Source organism: Variovorax sp. IB41, from assembly GCF_016405905.1.
GTDB lineage: Bacteria > Pseudomonadota > Gammaproteobacteria > Burkholderiales > Burkholderiaceae_C > Variovorax.
In genome coordinates, this window is sequence record NZ_JAEFCB010000011.1 from 196,719 (window position 1) to 219,229 (window position 22,511).

Below are 22,511 nucleotides of genomic sequence, written 5' to 3' on the forward strand. Positions count from 1 at the left end.
TAACTACGCCCGCGCGAACCACAGCTCGAAGTGGTTGAAGCGCACGTTGTTGCACAGCTTCGATGCCAGCTCGGTCATGGCCGGCGCCGGCATCACCTGGCTCGCCGTCGCCGTCCGCACCCGGTCCAGCGCCGCGGGCGAGACCTTGTCCTTGCAGTAGCGCACGCTGTTCTGTTTCGGCGTGTTCTGCGCGGGCACGAGCTCGATGCCGGGCACGATCATCCCGGCCTGCCGCAACCCCTCCGACGCCTTGGTCGCGGCCGGCCAGTCGGCCCGGTCGCCCACCTGCAGGTAGATGCGGATCGGCAGCGACGCGCTGTCCAGCGCCGCCGCCACGAGGCTGGGCGCGGCGGCCGCCGGCGCCGGCTCGGCCGCGACGCTCGCCGCGGCCGGCGTGCCCCAGGCCTGCATCGCGGAGTGTCCCGCCTTGTCGAAGAAGCTGTAGATCGCCTGGCTCGCCACGCGCTCCTCGGGCGTGGCGTTGGGCCGGTTGCCGGCCTCGGCGGTGCTGCGGAACAGCGCGACGATCTGCCCCGACACCTGCTTGTCGATGCCGTCGCCGGCCGAGAGGCTGTTGAGCAGCACGATCGCCATGTCCACCTGCGGGCGCTTGTCGGAGGTGAGCAGCGGGCCGAGCTTGAGCAGCATGTCCGCATCGCGGCGGCTCCGCTCGGCGAGTTCGCGGCGGGCGATGTCTTCCTGGTCGACGTAGCGCTGCAGCTTGGTGAAGCCGGTGGCGACGAGGCCCGCGAGCACGGTCGTCAAAAGCCAGAAGCCGACCTTGGAATCGCCGAAGGCCGAGAGGCGGTCCATGAGCGAGGGCGGGCCCTTCGGTGCGGCGAGGGATTTGCGCACTTCCATCCGGAAGAACTCCTCCTCGCGGATGTCCTGCTGCTGCTCGGGCGTGAGTGCCATGGCGTCTGCCTCCTCCACGGGTGGTGGTGGCGTGCAGTGTCTGCCTCCCGCGGCGGTTGCACATCCATCGTTGGAGGTAGACGGCGTAGTGCGTTGGGGGGCGGCCGGGTGCCGGTCAGCTCAGTTCTTTTGCCGCCACTGTTCGCGCCAGAGCTTGTCCAGCTGCGGCGCGAGCGCCTGCGGCGGCGCGCCCACGAGGGTGTTCTTTCCGTTGCGCTGCACCAGCCCGTAGATGCGGCCCGAGCCCTGGTCGTAGAGCGCGATGGCGTTGTTGTCATGGCAGTCGTGCGGCTTGCAGAAGGCGTGCAGCACATAGCGCGTGCCGTCCACGGTGACCCATTGCGGCTCGGGCGCCGGGCCTTCGCGGCGCACCAGCCAGCGATCGTTTTCCTTGGCGCCGAGCGCGGCGCGCCAGGCCTTCTGCATCGCGGGGCCCTGTGCCAGCGCTGCCGGGCTGCCTGTCGGCGGAGCGGGCTGCTTCGTGGCAGCCGGTTCCATGGGCGGCGTCGCGGCGCGGGCCGAGCCGTCGCATCGCCAGTAGCGCAGCTTCATCAGCTCGGGGCCCAGTTGGCCTGCCACCGGCTTCGCGGCATTCAGCGTGATGGACTGGCCGCGTGTTTCGCGAAAGACCAGGAAGGTCAGGGCGCCGGCCTTGTCCACCTCGCTCATCAGCGCGACGTCGAAACGCGCGGGCGGCTGGCTGTTGCCGAAGAAGCTGTGCGCCGTTTCGGGCGACTGGCCGACCACGCGGCGCTTGCCGCTCTCGACGATCAGTTGGTCTTCGCGCACCTGCAGCGTGGGCGCGGACGCATCGGCGCACGCGGTCGACCAGCGCCCGCCGTAGGCCGCCATGGCGTCGGGCGGCAGGCCCTTGCCGCCTTGCTGCGACCAGGCCGCGGCCGGCAGGAAAGCGGCTGCCGAGAGCAGCGCGGTGGCGAGGAGGGTGCCGTGAGTCTTCGGAATCGTCATGCGTGGAGTGTCAGGCGGTTTTGGGGGCCGGCGTCTTGGGCTTGTAGTCGCAGTAGGGCGTCACCGCGCACTCCCAGCAGCGCGGCTTGCGCGCCACGCAGATGTAGCGGCCGTGCAGGATGAGCCAGTGGTGCGCGTGCAGCCGGTATTCCGGTGGGACGCGCTTCTCCAGCTTGAGTTCCACCTCCAGCGGCGTCTTGCCTGGCGCGAGCCCGGTGCGGTTGCCCACACGGAAGATGTGCGTGTCGACCGCCATGGTCGGCTCGCCGAAGGCCACGTTGAGCACCACGTTGGCGGTCTTTCGGCCGACGCCGGGGAGGGCCTCGAGTTCGGCGCGCGTCTTCGGCACCTCGCCGCCGTGCAGCTCGACCAGCATGCGGGAGGCTTCGATCAGGTGCTTCGCCTTGCTGCGATAGAGCCCGATGGTCTTGATGTAGGCCTCCAGCCCCTCGACCCCCAGGTCGTAGATGGCCTGCGGCGTGTTGGCCACCGGAAAGAGCTTGCGCGTCGCCTTGTTCACGCCCACGTCGGTGGCCTGCGCCGAGAGCAGCACGGCGGCCAGCAGCTCGAAGGGGGTGTCGTATTCGAGCTCGGTCTCGGGTGTGGGGTTGGCCGCCTGCAGAATGGCGAAGAAGAGGGGGATGTTGTCTTTTTTCATGGGGCTCGAAGGCGCCGCGCGCATTTGCCGGGGGCGCAGGGCGGCGACAGGCGCAATATATCGTTGAAAGACGATAGCCTTACGCAGCATTCATGCACCCGCCTTTCGCGACAATGGCGCCCAGAAAGTGAGACTGACCATGCAATTCGCCTCCCGCCTCGACAACGTCGAAACCTCCGCCATCCGCGAACTCTTCAAGCTGCTCGGCAAGCCCGGCATCATCAGTTTTGCGGGCGGTTTCCCGGACAGCGCGATGTTCGACGTCGAGGGCCTGAAGGAAGCGAGCCAGAAGGCACTCACCGAGGAGCCCGGCGGCGCATTGCAATACGGCGCCACCGAAGGCTACGAGCCGCTGCGCAGCCAGCTCAGCGCCTTCATGAAGACCAAGGGCGTCGACGTGGACCCGAGCGGCCTCATCGTCACCACCGGCAGCCAGCAGGCGCTGGACCTCCTGGGCAAGACCATGATTTCCCCCGGCGACAAGGTGATCGTCGAAGGCCCGACCTTCCTGGCCACCATCCAGTGCTTTCGCCTCTACGGCGCGCAGCTCATCAGCGCGCCGATCGACGCCAACGGCGTGAAGACCGATGAGCTGGAGAAGCTCATCGCCGAGCACAAGCCCAAGTTCGTCTACCTGATCCCGACCTTCGGCAACCCCAGCGGCGCGATGCTGACGCTGGAGCGCCGCAAGAAGGTGCTCGAACTTGCCGTGAAGTACCAGACGCTGATCGTCGAGGACGACCCCTACGGCGACCTCTATTTCGGCGAAGCGCCGCCGCTTTCGATCCTCGCATTGAGCAAGGACGTTCCGGGCAGCCGCGAACTGCTCGCGCACTGCGGGAGCCTGAGCAAGGTGCTGAGCCCGGGCCTGCGCATCGGCTGGATGATCGCGCCGGCCGAGCTGCTCGCCAAGGCGACGATGTGCAAGCAGTTCAGCGACGCGCACACCAGCACCTTCTCGCAGGCCACGGCCGCGCAATATCTCAAGAGCGGCCGCATGCCCGCGACGCTCGCGCATGTGCGCGAGGTCTACGGCCAGCGCGCGCAGGCGATGGGCGCGGCATTGAAGCGCGAACTGGGCGATGCGGTGAGCTTCACGCAGCCCAACGGCGGTCTGTTCTTCTGGGCGCGCCTGACGGGTGCCAACGGCAAGCTGGCCGATGCAAATGAATTGGCCAAGCGCGCGATCGAGAAGCTCGTGGCCTTCGTGCCCGGCGCGCCGTTCTTCGCCGAGAAGCCCGATGTGGCGACGCTGCGTTTGAGCTTTGCGACCGCCGATGTGGCCAAGATCGAAGAGGGCGTCAAGCGACTCGGTCAGGCCCTATAAACAATCAGGGCGAGCGATGCAGGCGGGGCGCCGCCAGCAGGTCCAGGTTGTCCGCAATGGCCGCATCCACGTTCGGATAGCGGCCTTTCATTTTCGAGAGCGTCATGATGGTCTGTAGCGCCTTCAGGTCCTTGACCGAGGGCGCGACCTTGATCTGCGCGATGGCCGCAGAGGCGTTGCCGCCGTTCACCAATGCCATCACCTTGCTTGCCCAGTCGTTCGCGCGCGCCATGTCTTCACCTGCTTTCCATTGAACCGCCGACTGTACACAGCGCGGCACTCCCCACCAGGGGGTTACGATCACCCATGAGAAAAACCTTTCAGCTCCAGGTCGAGGGCAAGCACCCCGACCGTCTCGTCGAAGCCATCAAGCACGAGATCGCCAAGTACATCAAGCGCGAACGCCGCCGCGATCTGCCCGAGGGCAGCGACTTCTGGGACTTCGATTGCAAGTTCGGCGCGTCGGCGGAAACCGCCGAAGTCACCCAGGTGCCGGCCATCAACAAGCTGATCGACGGCATCGTCAAAGATGCCGGCAAGCAGTTCTATATCGAGCTCCTTGCCAAGCCCGGCAAGCGCACGCCGCGTCCCGCCGGGGAGCGGACCGAAGCGCCGCCCGAGGAAGACTGAACCTCTAGATCAGCGCCTTCGCCAGCTGCAGCCCGTGGCGCTGCTCCGCGTCCTGCAGCGAGCGCGCGATCGACGGGTGCAGACGCACCCCGTTCCTCGATTGCGCATCCCGTCGTTTCAACCCGCCTTCGCCCGGCAACCGGACCGGCTTCGCAGCATCGATCGGCGTGTTGTCCCGGCACTGGGCCGCGACATGGTCCATCTGGCGCAGGAATGCCTCCTTGCCGCCGAACGCATGCAGGTCGTGCAGCGTGATGTGCACCGTCGCGCCCCAGCCTTCTTTCGGGTCGACCCGGCCGAAGCCCGCCAGTCCCGCCGTCAGCGTTTCCACCAGCAGCGCCATGCCATAGCCCTTGTGGCCGTGGCTCAAGCCGCCCACGGGCAGCAGCGTGCCGGGCGGCTGGTCGAACAGCACCTGCGGGTCGTTGGTCGGCTGGCCGGCCGCGTCGATGAGCCATTCCTCGGCAAAGGTCTCGCCGGCCGCGCGCTTGCGGTTGCTCATGCCGTTGGTGGTGATCGAGGCCGAGATGTCGACCATCACGCCGCCCTGCGAGAGCGGAAAACCCATCGCCAGCGGATTCGGCGTGAACAGCGCCTCCGTGCCGCCGAAGGGCGCGACGCTTGCGGTGTTTGGGTCGGAGCAGGCCAGGAGCATCAGCATGTCTTCCTGCAGCGCGCGCAGCATGTAGACGGCCAGGCACGCGATGTGGTGGCTGCGGCGGATCACGAGCGAAGCGGTACCGAGCTCGCGCGCACGCGGCACCAGCAGGTCCATGCCCTGGTCCATGAGCCAGGGGCCGGGGAGGCGCTTGCCGTCCCAGAGCACGGCGGCGGGGCGGTCCGACAGCACCTGGGGCGCGCCGTCGCGGGTCATGCCGCCCGATTCGACTTCCTTCACATAGCCGGCCAGGAGCGCCAGGCCGTGCGTGTCGTGGCCCAGCAGGTCGCCTTCGACGAGGGTGCGCCCGACGCTGTCGGCCATCGATGCGGCGAGGCCGGCTTTCTGCAGCAGGGCGCTCGCGTAGTCCTTGAGTGCATCGGCGCGGTAGAGCGGGGAGATGTCGTTCATGCCCCCATTCTGGTTCACTCGGGCTTGATGTTGGCGATGGCCGCGATCTTGCGAAAGCGCGCGATTTCCTCGAGGTGAAAGCGCTGCATCTTCTCGGGCGGATAGGGCATCAGCTCGCCGCCGGTCTTGCGCACGAAGGCGCGCGCCTCGTCGGTGGCGAGCGTCTTTTGCAGCGCATCGGCGAGTTTGGTGGTGATGTCGTCGGGCGTCTGCGAGCGCAGGTAGAACGACACCCAGCTGTACTGCACGTACTCGTTGAACCCCTTCTCGCGGATCGTCGGCACGTTGGGCACGTCGGGGTTGCGCGCTTCGCCGGACACCGCGAGCGCCTTGAGCTTGCCCGACTTGATGAGCTGCATCGCCCCGCCCAGGTCGACCAGCGCGAAGTCCAGCTGGTTGCCGATCACGTCCGTCATGATCGGCGCCTGCCCCTTGTAGGGCACATTGGTGAACTCACAGCCGGCCACGTTGGCCAGCCACGCCGCCGCCAGCTGGTAGCCGGCCGAATAGGTGCCCACGTTCAGGGGCTTGGTCTTTGCCGCCGCCAACAGCGCCTCCAGCGTTGCGAAGCGCGAGTCGTTCGACACCACGATCACGTTCATGCCGCGCGTGAGGCCCGAGACGGGCTTGAAGTCCTTGACCGAGTCGTAGCCCAGGTCCTTGATCACCAGCGGGTTCACCGCCATCGGTGAGTTGCTCGCCAGCAGCAGCATGTAGCCGTCGGCCGGCGCGTTCTTGACCGACTGCAACGCGATGATGCCGTTGGCCCCCGGCTTGTTCTCCACCACCACCGCCTGGCCGATCTGCGCGGCGAGCTGGTCGCCGAAGTAGCGCGCGGAGTTGTCCGAGCCGCTCCCGGGCGTGAACGGCACCACGATGCGGATCGGCCGCGTGGGAAAGGCATTCGCCTGCGCGAAGCCCTTGCCCGCGACCGCCGAGCCTGCCAATGCCAGCAGCAGCTGGCGCCTGTTTGTCTCCATCTTTTTTGCTCCTGATTCCGTGATTGAACCGGTCGTTCGGGCTGCGTGCCCGTTTTTCGGGCCGGTCCAAATAATAATACATATGTGCTTTTAAAAACTACGTATCTGTTATATCTTCGAAAAAGACAGAACGACAGGAGCCACATGACCGCTGAAGCGAACCCCACCGGAAACGATCCGGCCACGCCCGACCTCGCGATCCATCGCACCGGCCACACGGCCACGGTGGAGATGCGCCGGCCGCCCCACAACTTCTTCGACCTAGCGTTGATCTCCGCGCTGGCCGACGCCTTCGAGGCGCTGCAGGCCGACCCCGAGTGCCGTGCCATCGTGCTGGCCGCGCAGGGCCGCTCGTTCTGCGCCGGTGCCGACTTCTCCGCGCCCGCGCCGCCCGCGGGCGAGCGCCGCGATCCGGCCGAGCTCTACCGCCAGGCCGTGCGCCTGTTCGCCGTCACCAAGCCGGTGATCGCCGCGGTGCAGGGCCCGGCGGTGGGCGGCGGCCTCGGGCTGGCGCTGGTGGCCGACTTCCGCATCACCTGCGCCGAGGCGCGCTTCAGCGCGAACTTCGCGCGGCTGGGCTTTCACCCCGGCTTTGCCTTGAGCTACACGCTGCCGCGGCTCATCGGTCCGCAGAAGGCGGCGCTGCTGCTGTACACCGGCCGCCGGCTGGACGGCGAGGAGGCGGTGCGCATCGGGCTGGCCGACGAACTGGTGGCGCAGGACGCGGTGCGAAGCCGCGCCCAGGCGCTGGCCGAAGAGATCGCCGTGTCGGCCCCGATCGCCGTCGAGTCGACCCGCGCGAGCCTGCGCGCCGGGCTGGTCGAATCGGTGCGCGCCGCCGTCGAGCGCGAGGCCGGCGAGCAGCGCCAGCACTTCCAGACCAGCGATTTCCGCGAAGGCGTGGCCGCGATGGCGCAGCGCCGCGAGCCCGTCTTCGGGCGCCGCTGAGCAGAGCGAAGCCGGAGCACACGATGATCGACTTCTCCCTTGGTGAAGACCTCGCGCTGGTGGCCGAGACGGCCCAGCGCTTTTCCGACGAGCAGCTGCTGCCGTCGCAACGCGATTTCGAAGCGCGGCGCGCGGTGGCGGATGCGGTGCTGCGCGAAGCCCGCGACATCGGTTTCGACCGCATCGACTGGCCCGAGGCCAGCGGCGGCGCCGGCATGGGCGCGGTGGCGCGCGCGCTGGTCCTGGAGCGCCTGGCCGCCGGATGCCCGGGCGCGGCGATCGCCCTGCAGCCGCTGGGCAGCGTTGCGCATGCCTTGCTTGCGTTCGGCGGCGACGCGGCATTGCGGCGCTGCGCCGCGCCGCTCGACGCGCCCGGCCTGCGCGCGGTGCTGGTGTTCGATCACCGGGATGCGTGGCAGGGCGATGCGGACACGCTGACCGGCAGCGCGCCGTGGCTGCCCGCCGATCGCGTGGACCTCCTGGCGGTGTTGAGCCGCACGGGGCTGAAGATCGTCACGCGCGGAATCCGCGTGACGCCCGTGCCAGGCGCGGGCCTGCGCGCGGCGGGGGCTGGCGAGATCCGCGTGGACCGTGTGCCGGTCGATGCGGCCTGGACCGATCCCGCGGCTGCCGCGCTGGCGCTGGCGCATGCGCGCGTTCACCTGTCGGCGCTCATCGTGGGCCAGATGCACGCCGCGGCCGAGTACTCGCGCAAGTACGCGCTGGAGCGGGTGGCTTTCGGCCGTCCGATCGCGCACCACCAGGCGCTGGCTTTCCTGATCGTCGATATGCACAGCGCGGTGGACGCCGCGCGCCAGTTGCTGCACGAGGCCGCGTGGCGGCTCGATGCCGCGCAACCCGCGACGGCGGCCGCGGCAACGGCGCTCGTCGAGGCGGCTGAGAACGCCGTCTTCATCGGCTCGAACGCGGTGCAGATCCTCGGCGGCGCGGGCTTCATGCGCGACTACCCGGTGGAAAAGCACATGCGCGAACTGCGCGCGCTGGGCCTGCTGCTCGGCGGCGCGGATGCGGCGCGCGACGACGCGCTGGGTGATGCACTGAGTGATGCACCGCTCGCACCCTTTTCTTTTCTCGCCGCCGGCGCACTGGGAGCCTGACCATGGATTTTTCGATTGCCCCAGAAGACCAGCAACGGCTGCAGACCTTGCACCGGCTCGGCCGCGAGGAGATGCGCCCCGCCGGCTGGCGCGCCGACCGCGCCGGCGCACCGCTGCCGGTGGACGATCCGTTCTTCGTGCGCATGCTCGCCGAGGGCTTCGGCCGCACGCGCTGGCGCCCGCCCGGGGCGGATGCGAGCAGCGAAGAGACACAGGCCGCGCCCAACAAGGCCAGCTCGGCCGTGGCGCAGGTGCTGCTCGCCGAAGAGGGCGCCTACTGGGACCGCGGCATCGGCGTCGCGCTGCCGGGCCCGGGCCTGGGCGAACCGCCGATCCTCTCGATGGGCACGCCCGAGCAGAAGGAACGCTTTCTCTCGCCGTTCGTGAATCCCGCGCGGCCGATCTGGGGCGCGTTCGCGATGACCGAGCCTTCGGGCGGCTCCGACGTGGCCAACATCAAGACCCGCGCGCGGCGCGAGGGCGACCACTGGGTGCTCGACGGCGCGAAGTCGTTCTCGGGCAATTCGGGCCGCGCCGAGTGGATCGTGGTGTTCGCCACCATCGACCCCGCGCTCGGCCGCGCGGGCCACCGCGCCTTCGTCATCGAGCGCGGCACGCCCGGTCTGGCCGACTTTCGCATCGAGAAGAAGATGGGCCTGAAGGCGTACGAGTCGACCTCGTTCTTCCTTGCGGACTGCCGCGTGCCGGCGGCCAACATGCTCGGCGGCGAGGCCTATTACACGCAGCGCTCGGGCGGCTTCAAGGGCGCGATGAACACCTTCAACGCGGGCCGTCCCGCCATCGCGGGCATGGCCGTGGGCATCGGTCGCGCCGCGCTCGACGAGGCCGCGGCGTTCATGCAGGCCCATGGCCTCGCGTCGGACCTGCGGCTGCGCGACCGCCTCGAGCGCTCGCGCCGCAAGCTCAAGGCGGCGCTGCTGCTGGCGCTGCGCGCGGCTTGGTTGGCCGACCAGCGCCAGCCGAACATGGTCGAGGCCTCGGCCTCGAAGGCGCTCGCGCCGCCCGCGGCCTTCGAGGCCGCGAGCTTCGCGATGGAGGTGATGGGGCTCGCGGCGGGCCGCGGCGACCACCTGATCGAGAAGCTCTTTCGCGACGTGAAGGCGCTCGACATCGTCGAGGGCACGGGGCAGATCCAGCGCGTCGTGATGGCGCGGCATCTGGTGGGCCTGCCGAACTGAGGCCGCGCTCCGGCCGGCTGAACTTTCCATTTCTTCTTTTTTTTCTCCATGACCGATACGACTTCCAACGCGGCCTGCGGGCCGCTCAAGGGCATCCGCGTGCTCGACCTCACGGCCGTGGTGCTCGGCCCGCTGGCCACCCAGACGCTGGCGGACTACGGCGCCGACGTGATCAAGGTGGAGCCGCCCGAGGGCGACATGATGCGGGCCAACGGCATCTCGCAGAACCCGGGCATGAGCTCGATCTTTTTGGCCGTCAACCGCAACAAGCGCTCGCTGGCGGTGGACCTGAAATCGCCCGAGGGCATCGCGGCGCTGCGCGCGCTGATCCCCACGGTCGACGTGGTGGTGCACAACATGCGCGTGGCGGCCATCGAGCGCCTGGGCCTGGGCTACGAGGCGGTCTCGCGCCTGAACCCGCGCATCGTGTACTGCGCCGCGACCGGCTTCGGGCAGGACGGCCCGCACCGCGACAAGCCGGCCTTCGACGACATCATCCAGGCCGCCTGCGGCCTGGTGGGCGTGGGCTCTGCAGGCCGCGAGCAGCCCGACTACACGCCCAGCCTGATCGCCGACAAGACCACGGGCCTGGCCGTCTGCAACGCGGTGCTGGCGGCGCTGCTGCACCGCGAGCGCAACGGCGCGGGGCAGTACGTGGAGGTGCCGATGCTCGAGACCATGACCGCCTTCGTGCTGGCCGAGCACATGGGCGGCATGACCTTCCAGGGCTCCGCGGTGAAGGCCGGCTATCCGCGGCTGCTCGAGGGCGGGCGCAAGCCCGCGCGCACGCGCGACGGCTGGATCAGCATGCTGCCCTACACCGAGCGCCACTGGCAGGCGTTCTTCGTGGAGGTCGGGCAGCCCGAGCTGGCCGAGCGCTACAGCATCGCCAACCGGCAGGAGCGCAACACGCACGTGAAGGCGCTGTACGGGCACCTGCGCGAGCTCACGCCGCTGAAGACGACCGCCGAATGGATGGCGCTGTGCGAGAAGCTCGACATTCCCGCCACGCCGATCTACACGCTCGACGAACTGCCGGCGCATCCGCACCTGAAAGCCGTCGGCCTGTTCGAGGACGCGGTGCATCCCACCGAGGGGCCGATCCGGCAGGTGCGCCCGACCGCGCGCTTCTCGGCCACGCCGACGCGGGTCTATCGCCAGGCGCCCACGGTCGGGCAGCACACGAGCGAGATCCTGCGCGAAGCAGGGCTCGCGGAAGAGGACATCGCGCGCCTGAAGGACCGGCGTGCGGTCGCCGGCCAATGAAGAAGCAACGGAACACCCCATGAACTTCGAACTCGACGACGAGCACCGCATGCTCAAGGAACTGGTCGCGCGCTTCGTGCGCGACGAACTGCTGCCGCTGGAGCCGGCGGTGCTCAAGAGGGAGGCCGAGGGCGGCCGCCTCATGCTGATGCCCGAGGAGCACGCGCGGCTCGATGCGCTGTCGCGCGACCTCGGCCTCTGGGGACTCGACGCCCCGGGCGAGCTCGGCGGCTCCGACCTGCCGGTGACGGCGATGGTGGGCGTCAACGAGGAGCTGGGCAAGACCATCACGCCCTACGACCTGCCGCCCGATTCGCCCAACCTGCGCATGCTGCTCAAGACCGCCGACGCGGCGCAGACCGAGCGCTACCTCGCGCCGTATGCGCGCGGCGAAACCGTCTCGGCCATCGCCATCTCCGAGCCCGGCGCGGGCGCCGACCCTTCGGCGATGAGCACCCGCGCCGTGCGCCAGGCCGATGGCGGCTGGGTGCTCAACGGCCGCAAGATCTGGATCAGCCGCGCCGAGCGCGCCGACTGGACCATCGTGATGGCGGTGACCGACAAGGCGCTGGGTTCGCGCGGCGGCATCTCGGCGTTCATCGTGGACAAGGACACGCCGGGCTTCGTGGTGGAGCGCCGCATCCCGATGCTGGGCGGCACATCGACCTACGAGATCAGCCTGGAGGACTGCCGCGTCGGCGCGGGCCAGTTGCTGGGCGCCGAGGGCCAGGGCTTCGCGCCGATGCAGGCGCGGCTGTCGAGCCGCCGCGTGCAGATGGCCGCCTGGTGCATCGGCCGCGCACAGCGCGCGCTGGACATGGTGTGCGAGTACGCGCCGATGCGAAAGACCTTTGGCGCGATGCTCTCCGAGCGCCAGAGCGTGCAGTGGAGCGTGGCCGACGCCGCCACCCGCATCCACGCCTGCCGCCTCATGACCTACGAGGCGGCCGCGCGCATCGACCGCGGCGAGGAGGCGCGCGCGCAGGTTTCGATGATCAAGGTCTTTGCCACAGAGATGGCCTGGGACGTGGTCGACATGGCCATGCAGGTCTTCGGCGCCATGGGCATGACCAAGGAAATGCCGCTGCAGCAGATGGCCAACGAAACCCGGCTGATGCGGATCTACGAAGGCCCCAGCGAAGTGCATCGCTGGGTGGTGGCGCGCGAGCTGCTCGGCTCGCGCCGCTGATGGAAAAACAAGGAGACAGACCCATGAAAGACAAGACACATGCACGCCCGCAACAGGCGGGCATCGGCCGGCGCAGGCTCCTGCAGCTGGGCGGCGGCGCCGCGCTGATGGGCGCGGGCGGCTTGCCCGTGCTCGCGCATGCACAGGGACAGGCGCAGGCATTCCCGTCGCACGCCATGCGCTTCATCGTGCCGTTCCCGCCCGGCAGCGGCACGGACATCACGGCGCGGCTCTTTGCCAAGGGCATCGGCGATCTCACGGGCCAGCCGGTGACGGTGGAGAACAAGCCCGGGGGCAACGGCTTCATCGGCGTGCAGACCGCGCTGAACCCGCCGCACGACGGGCACACGGTGTTCATCGGCAGCAACTCGACGCTCACGACCAATGCCGCCACCTTCCGCAAGTTGCCCTACGACCCGATCGCCGACTTCGCGCCGATCACGCTGCTGTCGCGCGGCGCGTGCCTGTTCATCGTGCCAGCGAGCTCCGCCTACCGCACGCTGGACCAGCTGGTGGCCGACGCGCGCAAGCGCCCGGGCAAGCTCAACTACGCGAGCGGCTCCATGTCGTACACGCTCTATTCGGAGTGGTTCAACGAGATGGCGAAGATCAAGACCGCCGGCATCAACTACAAGGGCGCCGGCGAGGCGGTGAACGCGGTGATGACGGGCGAGGTCGACTTCGCCGTGGTCGATGCCACCGGCGCCAACGAACTCGCGCGCTCGGGCCGCGTGCGCGCGCTGGCCTTCACCGCGCCCCAGCGCTCCATCGTGCTGCCCGACGTGCCGGCCATCGGCGAGGCCGGCTGGCCCGACTACCTGGCGGTGAACTGGGTGGCTGCCGCGGTGTCGTCCAGGACGCCGCCCGCTGCCGTCGAGCGGCTCGGCGCGCTCTTCGCCAAGGCCGCGCAGACGCCGGAGATCCAGGCGTACTACCGCAAGCAGGGCACCGAGCTCATCATGTCGTCGGCGGCCGAACTGCGCCGCTACCAGACCGAAGAGATCGGCCGCTGGAAGCGGCTGGTGGGCATCACGGGCATCGAGTTGCAGTAGCATCGCCCGCGGTCCGGCCGCGGTGCGTTTTGGGGAGGCGCCGGCCCGGGACCGTGGAGAAAACAAGTGGAGCAATCGGTCATCAAGACGGCGGGGCGGGTGTTTCAGGTGCTGGAGTACCTGAGGGAGACGAGGCGGCCGGTCACCGTGCGCGAAATCTCCGAACGCCTGGGCTATCCGCTGTCCAGCGCGCAGGTGCTGCTCAAGAGCATCGCCACGCTGGGCTACCTGCGCTACGACTCGTCGCTGCGCGCCTACCTCGCGACACCGCGCCTGGCCTCGATCGGCGACTGGGTGATGGACTCGATGTTCCAGGGCGGGCAACTGCTCACGGTGCTCGGCGACATCGCGCGCGAGACCGGCTTCACCGCGATCCTGGCGGTGGAGAACGACATCTACGCGCAGTACGTGCACGTCATCTTCGGCAGCCGCGCGATCCAGTTCAACGTGCAGCCGGGCACGCGCCGGCTCCTGTGCATGTCGGGCACCGGCTGGGCGCTGCTGGCGGCCAGCAGCGACGACCACGTGGCGCGCACCATTCATCGCAGCAACATCCGCCTGAAGCCCGGCGGCCAGACGGTCGATGCCGACTACGTGAAGGCGCGCGTGCAGGAGTCGCGCGAGCGCGGCTACGCGTTCTCGCGCGGCGTGGTGACCGAGGGCATCGGCATCATCGCGCTCGGCTCGGCGTCGAGCGCATCGGGTGCACGTTTCGCCGTGGGGGTGGGCGGCCTCGTCGAGCAGCTGGAGCGCGCGGCGGACACGGTGGTGCCTGCGATGCGGGAGCGCCTTCTGGGTGCGGCCGCCAAGGCGCCCGCCACGGAGGCCGGCGCGGCGGACAGTCCCGCCTGAGCGGCGGCTTCGGGCTTCGGAACGGCCGCCGGTCCTGTTCAGGGCCGGACGATTTCCAGCAGGCGGTCGAGCCCGCCTTCGTTGATGGCGACCATCGCCTGCTCGCGCACCTTCGGCTTGGCGTGATAGGCCACCGAGAGGCCGGCTTCGCCCATCATCGGCAGGTCGTTCGCGCCGTCGCCGACGGCGATGGTCTCCTGCGGCGAAATGCCCATGAGCGACGCCACTTCGAGCAGCGTGCGGCGTTTTTCGGCGCCGTCGCAGATGTCGCCCCAGCTCTGCACCACGACCTGGCCGGTGAGCTTGCCGCCGGCCTCGTCGAGCAGGTTGGAGCGCGCAAAGTCGATGCCCAGCCGGTCCTTCACGCGGTTCGCGAAGAAGGTGAAGCCGCCCGACACCAGCAGTACCTTCAGGCCCGCCTTCTTGCAGGCCGCGACCAGCTCGGCCGCACCCGGGTTGAGCTTCAGCCGCTCGTCGTACACCTGCTGCAGCGCTTCGACCGGCACGCCCTGCAGCAGCGCGACGCGGCGGCGCAGGCTCTCCTTGAAGTCCTTGATCTCGCCGCGCATCGTGGCCTCGGTGATCGCGGCCACCTCGGCCTTCTTGCCGACGGCATCGGCGATCTCGTCGATGCATTCGATGTTGATGAGCGTCGAGTCCATGTCGAACGCGATCAGCTTGAAGTCGGCCAGCGCCAGCGGCGGCTTCACGCGCTGGAGAACGAGACCGGGGGAGATTTCTGTAGCGCTCATGCGGGGGCGATTTCCTTGACGAGGGGTTGACCGAGGCTGCGCAGCACGTCGCGCACCATCTGCGCACGCTCCTTCGGCTCTTTCAGTGCGCGCTCGATGCGCAGCTTTTCGTTGCCGGCGAGCTTGATGTGCTTGTTCTTCTGCACCAGCTGGATGATGGCCATGCCGTCGACCGGCGCGTCCTTCTTGAAAGTGATGTTGATGATGCCCGGCGCCGCATCGACCTTCACCACGCCGTAGGGCCGCGCGAGCACGCGCAGGCGGTGCGTGTCGATGAGCGTCTGCGCCTGCGGCGGCAGCTTGCCGAAGCGGTCGACGATTTCTTCGAGCAGCGTGTCGATCTGGTCGGGCGTCTTCGCGGTCGCCAGCTTCTTGTAGAACGACAGGCGCAGGTGCACGTCGCCGCAGTAGTCGTCGGGCAGGAGGGCGGGGGCGTGCAGGTTGATCTCGGTCGTGACCGAGAGCGGCGACAGCAGATCGGGCTCCTGCCCGGCCTTGAGCGCGCGCACGGCTTCGCTCAGCATCTCGTTGTAGAGCTGGAAGCCGATCTCCATCATGTTGCCGCTCTGGTTTTCGCCGAGCACTTCGCCGGTGCCGCGGATTTCCAGGTCGTGCATCGCGAGGTAGAAACCCGAGCCCAGCTCTTCCATCTGCTGGATGGCGTCCAGGCGCTGGGCCGCGTGCTTGGTGAGGCCCTCGGTGTCCGGCACCATGAGGTACGCATAGGCTTGGTGATGCGAGCGCCCGACGCGGCCGCGCAGCTGGTGCAGCTGCGCGAGGCCGAACTTGTCGGCGCGGCTCATCACGATGGTGTTGGCGGTGGGCACGTCGATGCCGGTCTCGATGATGGTCGAGCACAGCAAGAGGTTGTAGCGCTGCGCCACGAAGTCGCGCATCACGCGCTCCAGTTCGCGCTCGGGCATCTGGCCGTGGGCCACCGCGATGCGGGCCTCGGGCAATATTTCCTCGAGCTTCTGGCGGCGGTTCTCGATGGTCTCGACCTCGTTGTGCAGGAAGTAGACCTGCCCGCCGCGCTTCAATTCGCGCAGCACAGCTTCGCGGATGACGCCCGTACCCTCGTTGCGCACGAACGTCTTGATGGCCAGGCGCCGCTGCGGCGCGGTGGCGATCACGCTCAGGTCGCGCAGGCCCTCCAGCGCCATGCCCAGCGTGCGCGGAATCGGCGTGGCGGTGAGCGTGAGCACGTCGACCTCGGCGCGCATCGCCTTCATCGCCTCCTTGTGGCGCACGCCGAAGCGGTGCTCCTCGTCGATGATGAGCAGGCCCAGGTTCTTGAACTTGACCGACTGCGAGAGCAGCTTGTGCGTGCCCACCACGATGTCGATCTGGCCTTCGGCCAACCCCTTCGCGGCGGCCGTGATTTCCTTGGCCGAGCGGAAGCGGCTCATCTCCGCCACCTTCACCGGCCACTTGGCGAAGCGGTCCACCAGCGTCTGGTAGTGCTGCTCGGCCAGCAGCGTCGTGGGCGCGAGGAACGCCACCTGCTTGCCGCCGGTGATCGCGATGAAGGCGGCGCGCAGCGCCACTTCGGTCTTGCCGAAGCCCACGTCGCCGCAGACCAGTCGGTCCATCGGCTGGGGCGAGATCATGTCCTGCACCACGGCGTGGATTGCGGCCTTCTGGTCGGCGGTTTCCTGGAAACCGAAGTCGTTGGCGAACACCTCGTAGTCGGCGGCCGAGTAGCGGAAGGCGTGGCCCTGGCGCGCGGCGCGGCGCGCGTAGATGTTGAGCAACTCGGCGGCCGAGTCGCGCACCTGTTCGGCGGCCTTGCGCTTGGCCTTTTCCCACTGGCCGGAGCCCAGCCGGTGCAGCGGGGCCTCGTCGGCGCTCACGCCGGTGTAGCGGCTGATCTGGTGCAGCTGGCTCACGGGCACGTAGAGCGTGGCCTTGTCGGCGTACTCCAGGTGCAGCATTTCCTGCAGCAGGGGCTTGCCTTCGGCGTCGACGCCCTGGCCCAGGTCCATGTGCATGAGCCCGCGGTAGCGGCCGATGCCGTGCGCGGTGTGCACCACCGGGTCGCCGACGTTGAGCTCCGAGAGGTCCTTGATCAACGCCTCGACGTCGCTGACCTGTTCCTGCTTCTTGTTGCGACGGCGCGTGGTCGGCGCGGTGGCGAAGAGCTCGGTCTCGGTGACCAGGTCGATGCCCTGTTCGCGCCATGCGAAGCCCGAGGCCAGCGCGGCGGTGACGATGCCGATCTTCTCGTCGGTGGACGCCTCGAATTCAGCGAGTGAATCGAAGGCCGGCGGGCTCACGCCGCTCGCGCGGAGGAAGTCGAGCAGGCTCTCGCGGCGGCCGTCGCTCTCGGCGATCAGCAGCACGCGGTGCGGCGTGGCGGCGATGTGGAGCTTGAGGCCCACCAGCGGGTCTTCGGCGCCGCGCACCACGGCGAAGGGCGGCAGCCTGTCGAACTCGGCGTAGGGCGTGTCGGTGGCGATGTCGCCGCCTGCATTTCCTCGAATGGCCAGTTGCGCGTGCGGCTTGGCGCGCTGGTAGAACTGCTCGGCGTTCAGGAACAGCGCCTCGGGCGGCAGCGCGGGGCGCTCGGGGTCGCCGCGCACGAGCCGGTAGCGCTCGTTCGTGTCCTGCCAGAAATGCTGGAACGCGGGTTCGAGATCGCCGTGCAGCACGATGGTGGCGTCGGGGCCCAGGTAGTCGAACACCGTGGCCGTCTCGTCGAAGAAGAGGGGCAGGTAGTACTCGATGCCGGCGGTGGCCACGCCGTTGCCCATGTCCTTGTAGATGCGGCTCTTGGTCGGGTCGCCCTCGAGCAGTTCGCGCCAGCGGCTGCGAAAGCGCGCGCGGGCGTCGTCGTCCATCGGGAACTCGCGGCCGGGCAGCAGGCGCACCTCGGGCACGGGGTAGAGGCTGCGCTGGGTGTCGGGGTCGAAGGTGCGGATGGAGTCGATCTCGTCGTCGAACAGGTCGACGCGAAACGGCACCAGCGAGCCCATCGGGAAGAGGTCGATCAGCCCGCCGCGCACCGCGTATTCGCCCGGGCTCACCACCTGTGTCACGTGGCTGTAGCCGGCCAGCGTGAGCTGGGCCTTGAGCCTGGATTCCTCCAGCTTCTGCTTGGCCTTGAAGTGGAAGGTGTAGCCGGCCAGGAACGAGGGCGGCGCCAGGCGGTAGAGCGCGGTGGTGGCGGGCACCAGCACCACGTCGGCCTCTTTCTGGCTGATGCGCCAGAGGGTGGCCAGGCGCTCGCTGATGAGGTCCTGGTGCGGCGAGAAGCTGTCGTAGGGCAGCGTCTCCCAGTCGGGAAAGAGGGCGCAGCGCAGGTCGGGCGCGAAGAAGGCGATCTCGTCGATGAGGCGCTGCGCATCGTTGGCGTCGGCCGTGAACATCGCGGTGGCGCGGCCGGCGGCCTTCTCGCGCATCCCCAGCTGCGCGAGCAGCAGGGCATCGGCCGACAAGGGGGGGCGCGGCAGCGTGAAACGCTTGCCCGCCGTGAGGTGGGGGAGGTCCATGGAACGCTTGGAAAAATGCACAACACCCCGCGCCGGCTGGCGAGGGGTGTGCAGAGGCAATTCTAGAATGGCGGCCCTTTCCCCGCTTGTCGGCCATCGGCCCGTGCTGCACCTATGTCTTCCTCCCGATTCTTCGTGCTGATTCCCTGTGCCGGCTCCGGCCACCGCGCGGGCGGCGTGCAGCCCAAGCAGTACCAGCGGCTCGCGGGGGCGTCGATGGTGGCGCACACGGTGGAGGCCTTTCGCGCGCTGGCCGGCCGTTTTGCCGGGCTGGCGGTGGTGGTGTCGCCGGACGACCGCGAGGTGCAGGCCGCGCTGCCGCGCTTTCCGGGCAACGACGAGTACCTGCTGCAGGTCGGCGGCCTGACCCGGGCGGCCACGGTGCGCAACGGCCTCGTGGCACTGCGACAGAAGGGCGCCGGCGCGCACGACTGGGTGCTGGTGCACGACGCGGCGCGTTGCCTCGTCACCTCCAGCCAGATCGAGGCGCTGATCGCCGCCTGCGAGCACGACGCCGTCGGCGGCCTGCTGGCGCACCGGCTGGCCGATACGCTGAAGGTGTCCTCGACCGACAGCCGCGTCTCCCAGACCCTTTCGCGGGCCGACAAGTGGCTCGCCCAGACGCCGCAGATGTTCCGCATCGGCATGCTGCTCGACGCCCTGGAGCGTGTGGGCGACGCGGTGACCGACGAGGCCAGCGCCATCGAGGCGATCGGCCTGGCGCCGCTCTTGGTACCGGGCAGCGCCCAGAATTTCAAGATCACCTTTCCCGAAGATTTCGCACTGGCCGAAGCGGTTTTGCTCAGCCGCAAGAAAGCCATCGCATGACGACTGCAAAGCCCTTCAACATCCGCGTCGGCGAGGGCTGGGACGTTCACCAGCTCGTGGCGGGGCGCAAGCTCATCCTGGGCGGCGTCGAGGTACCCCACACCACGGGCCTCTTGGGGCATTCGGACGCCGACGTGCTGCTGCACGCGATCACCGATGCGCTGCTGGGCGGCGCGGGGCTGGGCGATATCGGCCGGCATTTCCCCGACACCGACGCGCAGTTCCGCGGTGCCGATTCGGCCGTGCTGCTGGCCGAGGCGGCGCGCCGCGTGCGGGCCGCCGGCTGGGAGATCGGCAACGTCGACAGCACCGTGATCGCGCAGGCGCCCAAGCTCGCGCCGCACATTCCGGGCATGTGCCAGCGCATCGCGGACACGCTGGGCATCGCGCTCGATAAGGTCAACGTGAAGGCCAAGACGGCCGAGAAGCTCGGCCCGGTGGGCGAGGGCCGCGCGATGGAAGCGCGCGCGGCGGTGCTGCTGCACCGCTGAGCGGCCGCAAAGATCGCGTCAGGCGGGCTTCTTGCCGCCCGGCACTTCGCCCGGCTTGGGCGTCGGCATGGCGCGCGGCATGCGGATGTGGGCCGCGAGCCCACGCCCCGGCGTGCTGGTGAGCGCGAAGGTGCCGCCCATGCGCTCGATGTTCTTTGCCACGATCGAGAGGCCCAGGCCCGCGCCCGCCGCCGAGGTGCGCGCCGCGTCGCCGCGAAAGAACGGCTTGGTCAGCTGCGAGAGCAGGGCGGGCTCGACGCCCGCGCCGTGGTCGCGCACCTTGATCAGCACCGCGTCGTTGTTCGCCTGCGCCTGGATCGTGACGTCCGCGACGCCGGTGGCTGGCGTCTTGCCGTAGCGCCGGGCGTTCTCGACCAGGTTGGAGATCACGCGCGTGAGCTCGACCTCGTCGCCCAGCACCCGCAGGTCGGGCGGGACCTCGACCTTGATGTTCATCTCCTCGTAGTCCTGCACGGCGTAGGTGCAGGCATCGACCACGTCGCGCAGCAGCACGGGCCGCGGATCGACATGGTCGGGGCGCGCGTAGTCCAGGAACTTGTCGATGATCGCGTCGAGTTGGGCGATGTCGGCGGCCATGTGGTCGCGCGCGTCCTCGTCGGCCACGCTCATCTCGGTTTCCAGGCGCAGGCGTGCGAGCGGCGTGCGCAGGTCGTGCGAGATGCCGGCCAGCATGATCGCGCGGTCCTGCTCGATCTTGGCGAGCTGGTCGGCCATGCGGTTGAAGCCGATGTTGACCGCGCGGATCTCGTTGGTGCGGGCGCGCTCGTCGAGCCGGTGCGCCTCGTATTCGCCCTCGCGCACCTGCATGGTCGCGCGCGACAGCTGCTTGAGCGGGAGGTTGATGAGCCGCGTGATCAGCGCCGCGCCGGCCAGCGACAGCGCCATGGCGGTGCTGAGCCAGACCAGCCAGGTGCGGCCGCCCACGCGGCTGAAGCGCGTGGGGTCCAGCAGCAGCCAGTAGGTGTCGCTCTCGATGGTGAAGCCGATCCACAGGCCCGCCTCGTCGTTCACGCGGCTGGCCACGGTGGTGCCTTCGCCGAGCTGGTCGATCAGCTCCTCGGTCACGCGCAGGTCGAGCGCGCCGCTGGTGTAGGGCTGGAAGCGGTCGTTGGGCTCGCGCGGCAGGATGCGCACGCCCTCCTGGTCGGCCAGCGTCTTGATCAGCGAGACGCGGGTGATGGCGTCCGAATACACCAGCGCCGCGCGCGTGAGGTTCACGAGCGAGGCGATCTGGTGGGCCGTTTGAATGGCGCGCGGCTCGTATTCGAGCGAGCGAAAGGTCTGCAGCCAGGCGACCGTACAGCCGATCAGCAGCAGCGCGAGCAGGAAGAAAGTGCGCCAGAAAAGGCTGAAGCCCAGCTTGAGGCCGGGGCGGCGGTCACGTTGGGAGCCCTCCAGCGGGCTCGGCATCGTGACCTGTGCGCCGTCCTCCTGCTGGGAGCCGGGTCTGGCGGATTGGCCGATGGCCACCCCTCAACGGCGCGTCAGGCCGTGCCGTCCGGCACGAACACGTAGCCCACGCCCCAGACGGTCTGGATGTAGCGAGGCGCCGCGGCGTCCGACTCGACCAGCTTGCGCAGGCGCGAGATCTGCACGTCCAGGCTGCGGTCGAAGGGCTCGAATTCGCGGCCGCGGGCCAGCTGGGCGAGCTTTTCGCGCGACAGCGGCTGGCGGGGGTGGCGCACCAGCGCCTTGAGCATCGCGAATTCGCCGGTGGTCAGCGAGAGCTCTTCGCCGTCCTTCTTGAGCGTGCGCGAGCCCAGGTCGAAGGCGAACGGGCCGAAGGTGACGGTCTCGTTCTCGGTGGAGGGGGCGCCGGGCGCCTCCAGCGGCGGGCGGCGGCGCAGCACGGCGTGCACGCGGGCCAGCAGTTCGCGGGGGTTGAAGGGCTTGCCCAGGTAGTCGTCGGCGCCGACTTCCAGGCCGACGATGCGGTCCACGTCTTCACCCTTGGCGGTGAGCATGATGATCGGCGTGCGATCGTTGGCGGCGCGCAGGCGCCGGCAGACCGAGAGGCCGTCTTCGCCGGGCATCATCAGGTCGAGCACGATCAGGTCGACCGTGTCGCGCAACAGGATGCGGTTGAGCGCCTTGCCGTCCTCGGCCACGATCACTTCGAAGCCTTCCTGGGTCAGGTAGCGGCGAAGCAGGTCACGGATGCGGGCGTCGTCATCGACGATCACGATCTTGTCAGTGCGAGCGGGAACTTGAGTCATTTCTACAACGTTGAATTTGTAACAGCGCCGATTCTGAAGGCGTTAGCACCCCATCGAGCCAGATTTACTTATGGTTTGACACTAAGTTACAAAACTTGCGGACGCTCGCCCTCTGGTCATCCGACGTTAGCTTGACGGTGGCAAAGTCCCTCTGCCTTATGACAAATGCTCAATGAGACTTCCTTTTCCAGCACTTCCATTGCTTCTTGCCTGCGCCTGTGGTCCGACATGGGCGGTTTCGGGTGATTTTTTCAGGGTCGGCGAGGTACGCCGCAGCGAAGTGCGGGATGCAGTGGCCGCCCACCGGGCGGCGCAGCGAGAGGAAATCCGCCGCGAGGAGGCCGCCGCCGGCCGGCGCCTGACAGCCGCCGAGCTGTTCGAGCTGCGGCAGCAGGTGCGAGGCCAGTGGACGCCGCCCAGCGTGGGTGCCCTGGCGAATTCGGCAGAATCGCAGCCAGCCGAGCGCATCTCGCCGGCCCCGGTGCCCGCCGCCCGTTCGCTCACCGCGCCGCGCAGCCAGCGCCATTGACGCCCGACGCG

22 protein-coding genes are annotated in these 22,511 nt (G+C 68.9%); 12 read left to right on the forward strand and 10 right to left on the reverse strand.

Features of this window, described 5'->3' with window-relative positions:
* Positions 1-3: 3 nt before the first annotated feature.
* The 3 genes from JC881_RS20515 to nth all read right to left on the reverse strand — a co-directional run bounded on the left by JC881_RS20515 (position 4) and on the right by nth (position 2,542).
* Positions 4-915: a hypothetical protein gene (locus JC881_RS20515; protein ID WP_198787540.1), complete on the reverse strand. Its 912-nt coding sequence runs from the start codon at positions 913-915 to the stop codon at positions 4-6.
* 120 nt (positions 916-1,035) lie between these two features.
* On the reverse strand, positions 1,036-1,884 hold the full coding sequence (locus JC881_RS20520; protein WP_198787541.1) for an Ivy family c-type lysozyme inhibitor: 849 nt from the start codon (positions 1,882-1,884) through the stop codon (positions 1,036-1,038).
* Between the two features lie 10 nt (positions 1,885-1,894).
* Positions 1,895-2,542: an endonuclease III gene (nth, locus tag JC881_RS20525; RefSeq protein WP_198787542.1), complete on the reverse strand. Its 648-nt coding sequence runs from the start codon at positions 2,540-2,542 to the stop codon at positions 1,895-1,897.
* A gap of 139 nt (positions 2,543-2,681) precedes the next feature.
* On the opposite strand from nth, the gene JC881_RS20530 reads away from it, so the two are divergent.
* On the forward strand, positions 2,682-3,869 hold the full coding sequence (locus tag JC881_RS20530; RefSeq protein ID WP_198787543.1) for an aminotransferase-like domain-containing protein: 1,188 nt from the start codon (positions 2,682-2,684) through the stop codon (positions 3,867-3,869).
* A 4-nt stretch (positions 3,870-3,873) separates the two neighbouring features.
* Here JC881_RS20530 and JC881_RS20535 read toward each other — a convergent pair whose 3' ends face one another.
* On the reverse strand, positions 3,874-4,101 hold the full coding sequence (locus tag JC881_RS20535; protein WP_124461569.1) for a hypothetical protein: 228 nt from the start codon (positions 4,099-4,101) through the stop codon (positions 3,874-3,876).
* 74 nt (positions 4,102-4,175) lie between these two features.
* Between JC881_RS20535 and JC881_RS20540 the strand changes: the two genes are divergently transcribed.
* A complete protein-coding gene (locus JC881_RS20540; protein ID WP_198787544.1) occupies positions 4,176-4,499 on the forward strand; it encodes a DUF6172 family protein in 324 nt (107 codons plus the stop codon).
* A gap of 4 nt (positions 4,500-4,503) precedes the next feature.
* Here JC881_RS20540 and JC881_RS20545 read toward each other — a convergent pair whose 3' ends face one another.
* Positions 4,504-5,568, reverse strand: a complete 1,065-nt coding sequence (locus tag JC881_RS20545; RefSeq protein WP_198787545.1) for an Ldh family oxidoreductase — start codon at positions 5,566-5,568, stop codon at positions 4,504-4,506.
* A 14-nt stretch (positions 5,569-5,582) separates the two neighbouring features.
* Positions 5,583-6,548, reverse strand: a complete 966-nt coding sequence (locus JC881_RS20550; protein WP_198787546.1) for a Bug family tripartite tricarboxylate transporter substrate binding protein — start codon at positions 6,546-6,548, stop codon at positions 5,583-5,585.
* A 144-nt stretch (positions 6,549-6,692) separates the two neighbouring features.
* Here JC881_RS20550 and JC881_RS20555 point away from each other — a divergent pair, with 144 nt between their 5' ends.
* From JC881_RS20555 to JC881_RS20585, 7 genes are all read left to right on the forward strand, one after another.
* A complete protein-coding gene (locus tag JC881_RS20555; protein WP_198787547.1) occupies positions 6,693-7,496 on the forward strand; it encodes an enoyl-CoA hydratase/isomerase family protein in 804 nt (267 codons plus the stop codon).
* 23 nt (positions 7,497-7,519) lie between these two features.
* Entirely contained in the window at positions 7,520-8,614 is a 1,095-nt protein-coding gene (locus tag JC881_RS20560) for an acyl-CoA dehydrogenase family protein (protein ID WP_198787548.1), read from the forward strand.
* 2 nt (positions 8,615-8,616) lie between these two features.
* Complete coding sequence (locus tag JC881_RS20565) at positions 8,617-9,813, forward strand: acyl-CoA dehydrogenase family protein (protein ID WP_198787549.1); 1,197 nt, start codon at positions 8,617-8,619, stop codon at positions 9,811-9,813.
* Between the two features lie 48 nt (positions 9,814-9,861).
* Complete coding sequence (locus tag JC881_RS20570) at positions 9,862-11,079, forward strand: CaiB/BaiF CoA transferase family protein (protein WP_198787550.1); 1,218 nt, start codon at positions 9,862-9,864, stop codon at positions 11,077-11,079.
* 19 nt (positions 11,080-11,098) lie between these two features.
* Positions 11,099-12,268 (forward strand): acyl-CoA dehydrogenase family protein, encoded by a 1,170-nt coding sequence (locus JC881_RS20575; protein WP_198787551.1) that lies wholly within the window; start codon positions 11,099-11,101, stop codon positions 12,266-12,268.
* A 23-nt stretch (positions 12,269-12,291) separates the two neighbouring features.
* A complete protein-coding gene (locus tag JC881_RS20580) occupies positions 12,292-13,320 on the forward strand; it encodes a Bug family tripartite tricarboxylate transporter substrate binding protein (RefSeq protein ID WP_198787552.1) in 1,029 nt (342 codons plus the stop codon).
* 66 nt (positions 13,321-13,386) lie between these two features.
* A complete protein-coding gene (locus tag JC881_RS20585) occupies positions 13,387-14,172 on the forward strand; it encodes an IclR family transcriptional regulator (RefSeq protein WP_198787553.1) in 786 nt (261 codons plus the stop codon).
* Positions 14,173-14,210: 38 nt separating this feature from the next.
* On the opposite strand, the gene serB is transcribed toward JC881_RS20585, so the two are convergent.
* Positions 14,211-14,924, reverse strand: coding sequence for a phosphoserine phosphatase SerB (gene serB, locus JC881_RS20590; protein ID WP_198787554.1), 714 nt, complete (start codon positions 14,922-14,924; stop codon positions 14,211-14,213).
* Positions 14,921-18,415, reverse strand: a complete 3,495-nt coding sequence (mfd, locus tag JC881_RS20595) for a transcription-repair coupling factor (RefSeq protein WP_198787555.1) — start codon at positions 18,413-18,415, stop codon at positions 14,921-14,923. The genes serB and mfd overlap by 4 nt, the downstream gene beginning before the upstream one ends.
* Before the next feature lie 114 nt (positions 18,416-18,529).
* Between mfd and ispD the strand changes: the two genes are divergently transcribed.
* Positions 18,530-19,243 (forward strand): 2-C-methyl-D-erythritol 4-phosphate cytidylyltransferase, encoded by a 714-nt coding sequence (gene ispD, locus JC881_RS20600; RefSeq protein ID WP_198787556.1) that lies wholly within the window; start codon positions 18,530-18,532, stop codon positions 19,241-19,243.
* Complete coding sequence (gene ispF / locus JC881_RS20605; RefSeq protein WP_198787557.1) at positions 19,240-19,734, forward strand: 2-C-methyl-D-erythritol 2,4-cyclodiphosphate synthase; 495 nt, start codon at positions 19,240-19,242, stop codon at positions 19,732-19,734. The genes ispD and ispF overlap by 4 nt, the downstream gene beginning before the upstream one ends.
* 18 nt (positions 19,735-19,752) lie before the next feature.
* On the opposite strand, the gene JC881_RS20610 is transcribed toward ispF, so the two are convergent.
* Together JC881_RS20610 and ompR are read right to left on the reverse strand one after the other, a co-directional pair.
* Positions 19,753-21,165, reverse strand: a complete 1,413-nt coding sequence (locus JC881_RS20610; RefSeq protein WP_198787558.1) for a sensor histidine kinase — start codon at positions 21,163-21,165, stop codon at positions 19,753-19,755.
* Positions 21,166-21,239: 74 nt separating this feature from the next.
* Positions 21,240-21,971: an osmolarity response regulator transcription factor OmpR gene (gene ompR, locus JC881_RS20615; protein WP_007837017.1), complete on the reverse strand. Its 732-nt coding sequence runs from the start codon at positions 21,969-21,971 to the stop codon at positions 21,240-21,242.
* A gap of 172 nt (positions 21,972-22,143) precedes the next feature.
* Here ompR and JC881_RS20620 point away from each other — a divergent pair, with 172 nt between their 5' ends.
* On the forward strand, positions 22,144-22,500 hold the full coding sequence (locus tag JC881_RS20620) for a hypothetical protein (RefSeq protein ID WP_198787559.1): 357 nt from the start codon (positions 22,144-22,146) through the stop codon (positions 22,498-22,500).
* The last annotated feature ends 11 nt before the right edge of the window (positions 22,501-22,511 follow it).

What these genes read in the sequence shown, in the direction of transcription:
- JC881_RS20570 (WP_198787550.1), top strand. Translation starts at nt 9,862, where the DNA reads ATGACCGATACGACTTCCAACGCGGCCTGCGGGCCGCTCAAGGGCATC.
- serB (WP_198787554.1), bottom strand. Translation starts at nt 14,924, where the DNA reads ATGAGCGCTACAGAAATCTCCCCCGGTCTCGTTCTCCAGCGCGTGAAG.
- ispF (WP_198787557.1), top strand. Translation starts at nt 19,240, where the DNA reads ATGACGACTGCAAAGCCCTTCAACATCCGCGTCGGCGAGGGCTGGGAC.
- JC881_RS20610 (WP_198787558.1), bottom strand. Translation starts at nt 21,165, where the DNA reads ATGCCGAGCCCGCTGGAGGGCTCCCAACGTGACCGCCGCCCCGGCCTC.
- JC881_RS20535 (WP_124461569.1), bottom strand. Translation starts at nt 4,101, where the DNA reads ATGGCGCGCGCGAACGACTGGGCAAGCAAGGTGATGGCATTGGTGAAC.
- JC881_RS20555 (WP_198787547.1), top strand. Translation starts at nt 6,693, where the DNA reads ATGACCGCTGAAGCGAACCCCACCGGAAACGATCCGGCCACGCCCGAC.
- mfd (WP_198787555.1), bottom strand. Translation starts at nt 18,415, where the DNA reads ATGGACCTCCCCCACCTCACGGCGGGCAAGCGTTTCACGCTGCCGCGC.
- JC881_RS20540 (WP_198787544.1), top strand. Translation starts at nt 4,176, where the DNA reads ATGAGAAAAACCTTTCAGCTCCAGGTCGAGGGCAAGCACCCCGACCGT.
- JC881_RS20530 (WP_198787543.1), top strand. Translation starts at nt 2,682, where the DNA reads ATGCAATTCGCCTCCCGCCTCGACAACGTCGAAACCTCCGCCATCCGC.
- JC881_RS20575 (WP_198787551.1), top strand. Translation starts at nt 11,099, where the DNA reads ATGAACTTCGAACTCGACGACGAGCACCGCATGCTCAAGGAACTGGTC.
- JC881_RS20620 (WP_198787559.1), top strand. Translation starts at nt 22,144, where the DNA reads ATGAGACTTCCTTTTCCAGCACTTCCATTGCTTCTTGCCTGCGCCTGT.
- ompR (WP_007837017.1), bottom strand. Translation starts at nt 21,971, where the DNA reads ATGACTCAAGTTCCCGCTCGCACTGACAAGATCGTGATCGTCGATGAC.
- JC881_RS20565 (WP_198787549.1), top strand. Translation starts at nt 8,617, where the DNA reads ATGGATTTTTCGATTGCCCCAGAAGACCAGCAACGGCTGCAGACCTTG.
- nth (WP_198787542.1), bottom strand. Translation starts at nt 2,542, where the DNA reads ATGAAAAAAGACAACATCCCCCTCTTCTTCGCCATTCTGCAGGCGGCC.
- JC881_RS20545 (WP_198787545.1), bottom strand. Translation starts at nt 5,568, where the DNA reads ATGAACGACATCTCCCCGCTCTACCGCGCCGATGCACTCAAGGACTAC.
- JC881_RS20515 (WP_198787540.1), bottom strand. Translation starts at nt 915, where the DNA reads ATGGCACTCACGCCCGAGCAGCAGCAGGACATCCGCGAGGAGGAGTTC.
- JC881_RS20550 (WP_198787546.1), bottom strand. Translation starts at nt 6,548, where the DNA reads ATGGAGACAAACAGGCGCCAGCTGCTGCTGGCATTGGCAGGCTCGGCG.
- JC881_RS20520 (WP_198787541.1), bottom strand. Translation starts at nt 1,884, where the DNA reads ATGACGATTCCGAAGACTCACGGCACCCTCCTCGCCACCGCGCTGCTC.
- JC881_RS20580 (WP_198787552.1), top strand. Translation starts at nt 12,292, where the DNA reads ATGAAAGACAAGACACATGCACGCCCGCAACAGGCGGGCATCGGCCGG.
- JC881_RS20560 (WP_198787548.1), top strand. Translation starts at nt 7,520, where the DNA reads ATGATCGACTTCTCCCTTGGTGAAGACCTCGCGCTGGTGGCCGAGACG.
- ispD (WP_198787556.1), top strand. Translation starts at nt 18,530, where the DNA reads ATGTCTTCCTCCCGATTCTTCGTGCTGATTCCCTGTGCCGGCTCCGGC.